At 50.0% G+C, this 8,176-nt stretch carries 10 protein-coding genes; 3 read left to right on the top strand and 7 right to left on the bottom strand.

Annotated features, from left to right (window positions below; translation table 11 throughout):
• Positions 1 to 113 precede the first annotated feature (113 nt).
• Positions 114 to 305, top strand: coding sequence for a hypothetical protein (locus E1189_RS15845; protein ID WP_155161339.1), 192 nt, complete (start codon positions 114 to 116; stop codon positions 303 to 305).
• A gap of 51 nt (positions 306 to 356) precedes the next feature.
• Here E1189_RS15845 and cls read toward each other — a convergent pair whose 3' ends face one another.
• Together cls and E1189_RS15835 are read right to left on the bottom strand one after the other, a co-directional pair.
• A complete protein-coding gene (gene cls / locus E1189_RS15840) occupies positions 357 to 1,841 on the bottom strand; it encodes a cardiolipin synthase (RefSeq protein WP_155161336.1) in 1,485 nt (494 codons plus the stop codon).
• A 107-nt stretch (positions 1,842 to 1,948) separates the two neighbouring features.
• On the bottom strand, positions 1,949 to 2,704 hold the full coding sequence (locus tag E1189_RS15835) for a sulfite exporter TauE/SafE family protein (protein WP_155161334.1): 756 nt from the start codon (positions 2,702 to 2,704) through the stop codon (positions 1,949 to 1,951).
• Between the two features lie 193 nt (positions 2,705 to 2,897).
• Between E1189_RS15835 and E1189_RS15830 the strand changes: the two genes are divergently transcribed.
• Complete coding sequence (locus E1189_RS15830) at positions 2,898 to 3,581, top strand: class I SAM-dependent methyltransferase (RefSeq protein WP_155161332.1); 684 nt, start codon at positions 2,898 to 2,900, stop codon at positions 3,579 to 3,581.
• On the opposite strand, the gene E1189_RS15825 is transcribed toward E1189_RS15830, so the two are convergent.
• On the bottom strand, positions 3,582 to 3,884 hold the full coding sequence (locus E1189_RS15825) for a DUF2496 domain-containing protein (protein WP_329602075.1): 303 nt from the start codon (positions 3,882 to 3,884) through the stop codon (positions 3,582 to 3,584).
• Between the two features lie 193 nt (positions 3,885 to 4,077).
• Between E1189_RS15825 and E1189_RS15820 the strand changes: the two genes are divergently transcribed.
• Positions 4,078 to 5,334, top strand: coding sequence for a Bcr/CflA family multidrug efflux MFS transporter (locus tag E1189_RS15820; RefSeq protein WP_155161329.1), 1,257 nt, complete (start codon positions 4,078 to 4,080; stop codon positions 5,332 to 5,334).
• A gap of 92 nt (positions 5,335 to 5,426) precedes the next feature.
• Here the strand turns inward: E1189_RS15820 and E1189_RS15815 are convergent, their stop codons facing one another.
• The 4 genes from E1189_RS15815 to E1189_RS15805 form a co-directional block, all read right to left on the bottom strand.
• Positions 5,427 to 5,630 carry a cold-shock protein gene (locus tag E1189_RS15815; RefSeq protein WP_329602074.1) on the bottom strand — a complete coding sequence of 68 codons (204 nt, stop codon included), beginning with the start codon at positions 5,628 to 5,630 and terminating at the stop codon, positions 5,427 to 5,429.
• 241 nt (positions 5,631 to 5,871) lie between these two features.
• Entirely contained in the window at positions 5,872 to 7,062 is a 1,191-nt protein-coding gene (locus E1189_RS15810; RefSeq protein WP_155161327.1) for an acetate kinase, read from the bottom strand.
• 339 nt (positions 7,063 to 7,401) lie between these two features.
• Positions 7,402 to 7,527, bottom strand: a complete 126-nt coding sequence (locus E1189_RS25825; protein WP_268921656.1) for a hypothetical protein — start codon at positions 7,525 to 7,527, stop codon at positions 7,402 to 7,404.
• 27 nt (positions 7,528 to 7,554) lie between these two features.
• The coding region (locus E1189_RS15805) for an oligopeptide/dipeptide ABC transporter ATP-binding protein (RefSeq protein WP_230460438.1) at positions 7,555 to 8,176 on the bottom strand (622 nt) is incomplete at its 5' end.

The following is an 8,176-nucleotide window of genomic DNA, read 5'->3' as shown; positions in this document are numbered from 1 at the left end:
TCGATCATAAAACCTCAACAGACCCTAGAGTCCCTTCCTTTTTGAGGAGGGACTTTAGGTAGGCCCTCTGGAGCGCCTAAGCTGGAAGCAATGGGGTTAGATGGAGCTAACGTATGGGACGCAAAGGAAAGTGGGCCGTTGTCTTTATTCTTTCTTGCCTGTTTCTGGTAGGGCTTCCAGCGCTATTGATGCTGTCGTGGAGTTGGAAAATCAACGCTATGGATCAGTGGCCGGAGCTGATACGGGTTGGGTTAATGGTGCTTTTCCCAATATTACCGCTCGTATTTTGGTACTCCCGCCAGTAGCTGGTGTGAGTGTTAAGTGCCCAGACTATACGAAAACAATGGTTTGGGTACTTACAGCAGCGGACTAAATAGCTGGGCGATGTTTTCCGAGAGTTTGCTGGTAAATGGCCGTCTGGCAAACTCGTTTTTGTTCACAGGCTCTGACCGACTGATGTAGTCTTCCATCAAAGTCGCGATATGCTGTCCAAAGCTTTGATCGTACACGATCAATGTCAGCTCAAAGTTCAGCCACACGCTGCGCATATCAAGGTTTACTGTTCCGAATAACACCGTTTCCCTATCCACCAATACACACTTGGTATGAAGCAGGCCTGCTGTAAAGTGCATAAGGTTGATACCAGCATTCAGCAAGTCGGAGTAATAAGAACGGCTGGCAAAATGCACCATGCGAGAATCATTCTTCTCAGGAACAACAAGAGTGACCCTCACTCCGCGATTGGCTGCCGAACACAGAGCAGTCACCAGTGCTTCATCGGGAACAAAGTACGGTGTGCTGATAATCAGCTCCTGCTGACTTTCATACGCTGCAGCCAGCAACACCTGGTGAATGAGCTTTCTGTCTACGCCAGGGCCGGAAGGTACAACGTGTACCGGTGCATTATTTTCCGGTGTCGGAGAGCATTGGGGCTGATACTGGTAGGGCTGTCGGTAAACCTGCAAATCCTCACCAGTTTCCATGGCCCAGTCTGAGAGAAAGACAGCGCCAGTTGCGTGAGCCGCAGGGCCTTGAATACGCACCATGGCATCAATCCACTGGCCAACACCTGCACTCTGTTTGAACAGGGCCGGGTCGGCAAGGTTGGAACTTCCCGTCCAGGCGATATCGTCGTCGATGATCACCATTTTGCGATGGTTGCGCAGATCAATACGCTCCAGCAGCATGCGTAGAGGGCCTACGTGGAGTGAGGAGCGGATTTTGATGCCCGATGCTTTCAAACGCATGGCATCGGAACTTTTCAAAAACTGGCTGCTGCCTACGGCATCCAGAAGCATTTTGCAGGATACGCCACGGTCATTTACACGCTCGAGAGCACTTAACAGCTCGTCGATACGGCCACCGGCTTCACAGATATAAAACTCCAGATGAACCGTTTCCTGTGCTTGCTCGATATCGTGGATGAGCGCCTGAAAAATGCTGTCGGTCTCATGGAAGAGAGAGAGGCTGTTCTCTGGCAGAGCAGGAATGCGAGTGGTGTGTTCAGTTAAATTGTAAACACGATTGTGTCGTGGCCGTTCCAGCAGCTTCTCAGGGTCAGGAAACAGCACCTGCTTGAGATGGTTAAACCACTCGTTGTAAGTGGGAGCAAAAGCTTCAGCACGCTTGACCCGTTTGTTGCCTAAACGATGGGTGCCAAACATCAGAAACAGAACAATACCGCCAACAGGCAGTACAAAAAGCAGTAGTAACCAGGATAAGGACACACCAACCGGGCGCCGTTTCATCACAATCACCAGAATAAATGCTGCAATCATGGCTATGTAGCCAATACCGGCAAATGTACTGAGCAGGGCAAGTGATGTGGGTTCTGATGGCATGGGCTTTTAACAATGAATTTCAGGGCTGAGAGGGTACATGGGAGCCCGATAAAAGGATAGGGTGTTGCCCAAAGAAAAAGGTTGCCACACTCCTTACCGGTCTGTTGTCAGAAGCTGTTAAAGATGGCTGTTGAGCCGCTGATAAAGCACAGTAGTAACACCGCGGGCTTCAAAGACTCTGGGTTCATGTGCTTCACAACATGCTGAGCAACAGTGAGGCCGATGAAAACTCCGGGAAGAATCAGAATGGCCAGTATAAAATGCTCCAGCTTCAGCTGGCCGTAAAAGTACAGAATCACCAGTGAAACAATATTGCAGATCATATTCACACAGGCAAGGTTGGCACGCACGGACGTACCGCTCTCGTTCTGCATGACAATAGCCAGTGGTGGACCACCGATAGATGCAGCCGTGGCGGTTACACCAGAGGCAAATCCGGCAACCAGCAAGCTTCCGTGATTGGCTCGAATCGAGAGTTTAGTGATACTGAGCATTACGCTGGCCAGAACCATTGTGCCAAGCATAAGGCTGAGGCTCTGGTGTGAGGCAACCGTCAGAAGAAATGCCCCCAGAAACGTGCCGGGTATGCGGCCAATAATCAAAGTTGAAGTGATGCTTTTATTTAACCCTTCCCGGTACTTGCTAATCATGACCGAGCTTAAAGGAAGAAATGTAATAATCAGTGGAATTGGAACAAAGGCCGGATTGATTGCATACAAAAAAGGCGCGGTGACAACCGCAAAGCCGAATCCCATGGTTCCCTGAATCAGTGCCCCACAAAATGTCAGGGCAACAATAAGAGCTGCTGTCCCGAGATTCAGGGTGAATGCACCAATGTGAATAATATCGGGACTCCATTCCATACGGCAGTTGCTCTACATCTCGGGTATTGAAAACAGGCGCCATTATATTCATCTTGCGCACGACCTATTATTTCGATTTTCCGAAGCCTGGGTACAGAAACAAGAGGGCTGTGGAGCCTGAACTGCTGGTGGTTATGAACTTTCCTGTAAAAGACCTATAAGATAAGAGGCAAAACAATAGAGGGAGAGGGTGATGATCCAAGTATTCCAACCAACGGAACCGGTTGTAGCCAATGAAGACTGGGATAACTGCTGGGATCAGGGTTTTACGCCTTGGCAGCGACCTTCCTGGAATCCTTATCTGCTTCGTTTCTTTCCTCTCTTTGACGTAGCGGCTGAAACCAGTGTACTGGTGCCCTTGTGCGGAAAAAGCCGAGATATGGAATGGCTGATTCGCAGGGGGTATCGGGTTGTTGGGTTGGAACTTTCCGGGTTGGCGATTGAGGAATTCTTTCGGGAGCGAGGGCTGGAGTATAAGAAAACCAATCAGTACGGCTATAACCTCTGGCGAGGTCCGAATATCGATATCTGGGAAGCCGATATGTTTGCCCTGCCGGACGAACTGACTGAGGCTACGGTACTTTATGATCGCGGCTCACTTGTGGCTCTGCCTCCCAAACTGCGTGAATCCTATGTCGTCAAGCTGAAAACCATCGCACCGGATCTGCGGTGCGGGTTGATTCTTGGGCTGGAGTACGACCAAAGTGCGATTCAGGGACCACCGTGGAGTGTAAGCGAAAATGTGGTGAGTTCACTGTGGGGGGAAGGCTTCAACGTGAAAACTCTGCATACTCAGGATAAACCGGAGGAAGCGACCAGACTCAAGGCTACGGGTGTGGATTATTCCCATATAACCCTGAGGCTGGACAGGGTTTAGCTAGGGCGACGCTTCCTGATGAAAGCTCTTCTTTGAACCCGGGGTACTGAGAAGGCCGCTGAGTCTGTTTCGCCAGAACAGGCGGTCTTCCTGTTCAAGCTTGTTCAGTGTGTCCTGAATCACTAGCAGACAGGCTTCCAGTATTGTCTCGTTGGGAAACGCCAGATTCTCCATCTGGTGAATCATATCTACCGCCAGCTTTACGTGCTCAGGTGCATCATCCAGTTGCATACCGTTCTCCTGTAATCCCAGTGCGGGTTGTGACTGTATGTCGGCGCTGTTGGTATCTGGCTTTAGGTTCACGGTAAAGAATCTCGTTCTGAGGTCGTTAAGGGAGAGTTCAACAGGAAGTTTCTCTCATCCACTGCTCTGTTATGAAAAGCCTTGTCTGTGGATACTTGTATCTGTTGAAAATTAAAACTGTCATCATTGTATGACTTAGTACTTATATCAATGCTCCCACGGATGGCAGCGATCAGACACTGTACACCATTTCATGACAAATACTGAATTCACCCTGAATCGGCGATTGCTCGTACTGATTCTGGGCACGCTAACCTGCCTGGGGCCCCTGGCGATTGACCTTTATTTGCCAGCTATGCCAGAGATTGCCCGTTCAATGGGAGAGCCGCTGGGACGTATTCAATTAACCCTCAGTGCTTACACTATTGGATTTGCACTGGGTCAGGTGGTTTTTGGTCCACTGTCTGACCGCTACGGGCGTATGAAAATTATCCTGCCCGGTTTGGTGGGTTATGTGATCACCAATATTCTTTCATCCATGGCCACTACGGCGAACGAGCTGATCCTTATACGCTGCCTGCAAGCTCTGGCAGGTGCTGCTGTGATGGTGTGTATTCCAGCTATGGTGCGTGATATTTTCCCTCGGCAGGAATGTGCGAAGGTATTGTCATCCATTTTGCTGGTGATGACTGTTGCGCCGCTGGCTGCGCCTATCCTTGGGGGGCAGATTCTGCGGTTTGCTGATTGGCCTGCCTTGTTCTGGTTTATGGCTGCGGCGGGGGTTGTGGCTTTTGCCCTGGCATTCCTGTTGCTGAAGGAATCCTTACCTGAAGAGCGTCGCACTCAAATGAACCCCCGGCAACTGGTTCAGGCATACACGAGTGTTCTGACCCACCGTCAGGCTATGAGCTGTATCCTTGCTCACGGCTTTTTCTTTGGAGGCATGTTTGCCTTTGTGAGTGGTTCACCTTTCGTATACATCGAGCTATATGGAGTGCCAGCAGATCAGTATGGCTACCTGTTCGGGCTGAACATTCTCGGTATGGGGCTGTGTAATTTTATCAATATGCGTCTGATGGGCCGCCTCCCTTTGAAAAAGCTGTTGCGCTTTGGGTGCTACACAGCGGGCGTGGCGGGCTTGATTCTTATCTTCAATGCCGGGACGGGTTTTGGTGGCTTGGCTGGTATTGTGGTGCCAGCTGTGATGTTTGTGTCCTGCATGGGCTTTACCGGGCCCAACTCCAACGCTCTGGCTCTGGAGAATTTCCCTAAAATTGCGGGCACGGCGAATGCTGCGGCAGGGGTTCTGCGTTTTGGTATTGGTGGCATCAGCGCGGGACTGGCAGGCTTGCTCCATAACGGAACAGCTGTTCCTATGGCGGGTTTGATGGCGGGTTGTGCCATTCTCTCTGTTCTGTGCTTAACGTTTGTGGGTGGAAAGCAAAACGTGGAAGGCGATGCAGACCATCCAGAACTCGAAGTGGATATGCCTGTCAGTAAGGCGGCCTGATCCGAACCTTTGCTGACAAACAAGAATAAAGCCAGCCTGATGATCAGGCTGGCAGAAATCAGCGTCTTACGTCAGGTTGAGTGACAGCAGATTTAGAGAGGAACCACGTTGGTTGCACAAGGACCTTTTTGTCCCTGACCGATGGTGTATTCCACCTTCTGACCTTCATTGAGAGTGGCGTAGCCATCCACCTTGATTTCAGAGTGATGCACGAACAAATCCTTGCCGCCATCATCTGGAGTAATAAATCCGTAGCCCTTATCAGCGTTGAACCACTTAACGGTACCTTTATTCACTTTCTGCTTTTCCTGACCTGGTTGAACTTAGAGTATTCTGCTTTTCATCCAAAAGAGCAAATAACCACGTTGATTTTTTAATCGCTCTTTTGGTCGAATTTATTAAAGAGTTTACGAAGTCTTTGTTTTAAAAGTATTTTGTTGTTTTAAAGGAAAATTGTTGGGATGCCGCTGGAAGGTTTGTCAGAAACAATTCAGCCCAGCCATTTCTGGCTGGGCTGAATAATAAACACCATTCTGATTAAGCGATCAGAGCAGCAGTGTCCTTGGCGATCATCAGCTCTTCGTTGGTAGCAACAACGATAGCGGTAGCCTTGGAGTTGTCGGAGGTGATAACACCTTCAGAACCGAAGCGTGCAGCCAGGTTCTTGTCCTGATCCAGCTCGAAGCCCAGGAAGGACAGGGCTTCTACAACCTTGCCACGGATCTGGTCGGAGTTTTCGCCGATACCGCCCGTGAAGGCCAGAGCATCAACACCGCCAGTTGCAACAGCCAGACCAGCCAGCTGCTTAGCCAGAACGTAGCAGAATACATCCATAGCCAGCTGTGCTTGCTTGTTGCCTTCTGCGCAGGCTTCTTCGATTGCGCGGCAGTCGTTGGACAGCTCGGAAATACCCAGCAGGCCAGACTTCTTGTTCAGGATGTCGGTGATCTCTTCCAGAGAGTAGCCGTAAGTCTTGTTCAGGAAGGAGAAGACATTAGGGTCGATGTTACCGGAACGAGTACCCATCACCAGACCTTCCAGAGGAGTCAGGCCCATGGTGGTATCAACGCTTTCGCCGTTCAGTATGGCAGCAGCGGAAGCACCGTTACCCAGGTGAGCGATAACCAGCTTGCTGTTGTTTACGTCCATGTTCAGCTGCTCGCAAACCTGCTCGGTTACGAAGCGGTAGCTGGTGCCGTGCATGCCGTAACGACGCAGGCCTTTTTCTTTGTAGAACTTATAAGGAGTTGCGTAGATGTACGCTTTCTCAGGCATGGTCTGGTGGAAAGAGGTATCGAATACCACAGACATTGGCAGCTCAGGGAAGTGCTTCTGAGCAGCCTTAATGCCGATCAGGTTGGCTGGAGTGTGCAGAGGAGCCAGGTGAGTGTTGTCCTCAATGGCCTTCATTACGTCTGCGTCAACCAGGCTGGACTTGGTGAAAGTCTCGCCGCCATGAACAACACGGTGACCTACAGCTGCGATAGAGTCTTTCAGGCCTTTCTCTTCCAGCAGGTGGAGCAGAGTTTCTACAGCCGCATCGTGTGCGCCGTTATCCAGGTCTTTGCGATCTTTGGTGCCTTCGAACTTCCAGCGAATGAAAGACTCTGGGGAGCCCAGGCGTTCACCAATACCGTTGATGAATTCTTCACCAGTGCGTGGGTTGATCACGGCGAACTTCAGAGAAGAACTGCCGCAGTTAATGATCAGAATGTTTTCTTTGCTCATAGTTCGCATCAACGCTGATAGATGCCCGAGGGGCGGGGGGAATTTTGTACTGACAGGTCTAGTTCTGAATCGGATGTTTTACCAGATTACAATTCAACCAAAACAGCACGGAAAAAGACGCTGGAAAAGTATCAACACAAGTTGATTACAACAATCCGTACTTGCTGCAGTGAGAAGAATTTACTGTCTCCTGACAAGCAGTGAAACCATGTTATCTCCGCACTAATAGCCATGTAGAGTAGTCGGGTATTGCTGGTTGCTATTTAAACAAAAGTTTAGCCTATCAGAGAAAGCCAGCGACAGGCTGGCTTTCTCTGTTGTGACAATGTTGGAAAATGTTTATTTCTTCATAATGTAAATATCACGGGAATAAATATTATCTTCCGGGTTATTTTCAGGGTAACCACCCACATAAGGCTTAACCAGACGGCTGGATACATATCCGTAGATAGGCGCTGCTGGCATGTCGTTAGCGAACAGCTCTACAGGGTATTATGGCGCTGATACAGGGCAGGCAACCTGATGAACAGTACTGCCTTTCAGGTGGGGTTTGTCCTTCGCACAACTTTCAATCGCCTTGGGGCAGCGCGTACGGAACACACAGCCGGATGGCGGGTTGATAGGTGATGGAAGGTCACCTTCCAGCAGTTGAATGGTTTTATTGCGTTCCAGCTCCGGGTCAGGAATAGGAACCGCAGACAGCAGCGCCTGTGTATAAGGGTGAGTGGGTTTCGCGTAGAGAGCATCAGAGGTAGCCAACTCCGCTTCGTTACCCAGATACATCACCAATACACGATCACTGATGTGTTTCACTACCGAAAGATCGTGGGCAATAAATACCAGCGATAACCCCATTTCATCCTGTAATTCTTTTAGAAGGTTCACCACTTGTGCCTGAATGGAGACATCCAGCGCACTTACCGGTTCATCACAGATAATCAGTTTTGGCTTGAGAATCAGGGCACGGGCAATACCCACACGCTGGCACTGACCACCGGAGAACTCATGGGGGTAACGGTTGATGACGTTAGGCAGCAGGCCAACACGGTCCATAATCTGGCGTACACGGACTTTGACGTCTTCAGGGCTGAGGTCAGGCTCATAGTTGCGCAGT

The organism is Parendozoicomonas verongulae, assembly GCF_009711465.1.
In the GTDB taxonomy this organism is placed as follows: Bacteria; Pseudomonadota; Gammaproteobacteria; order Pseudomonadales; family Endozoicomonadaceae; genus Sansalvadorimonas; species Sansalvadorimonas verongulae.
This window is presented reverse-complemented; position numbering and strand designations above follow the sequence as displayed.

Bases quoted from the DNA above. Each gene is read 5' to 3' on its own strand.
- E1189_RS15830 (WP_155161332.1), top strand. From the start codon at position 2,898: ATGATCCAAGTATTCCAACCAACGGAACCGGTTGTAGCCAATGAAGAC.
- E1189_RS15820 (WP_155161329.1), top strand. From the start codon at position 4,078: ATGACAAATACTGAATTCACCCTGAATCGGCGATTGCTCGTACTGATT.
- cls (WP_155161336.1), bottom strand. From the start codon at position 1,841: ATGCCATCAGAACCCACATCACTTGCCCTGCTCAGTACATTTGCCGGT.
- E1189_RS15810 (WP_155161327.1), bottom strand. From the start codon at position 7,062: ATGAGCAAAGAAAACATTCTGATCATTAACTGCGGCAGTTCTTCTCTG.
- E1189_RS25825 (WP_268921656.1), bottom strand. From the start codon at position 7,527: ATGCCAGCAGCGCCTATCTACGGATATGTATCCAGCCGTCTGGTTAAG.
- E1189_RS15845 (WP_155161339.1), top strand. From the start codon at position 114: ATGGGACGCAAAGGAAAGTGGGCCGTTGTCTTTATTCTTTCTTGCCTG.
- E1189_RS15835 (WP_155161334.1), bottom strand. From the start codon at position 2,704: ATGGAATGGAGTCCCGATATTATTCACATTGGTGCATTCACCCTGAAT.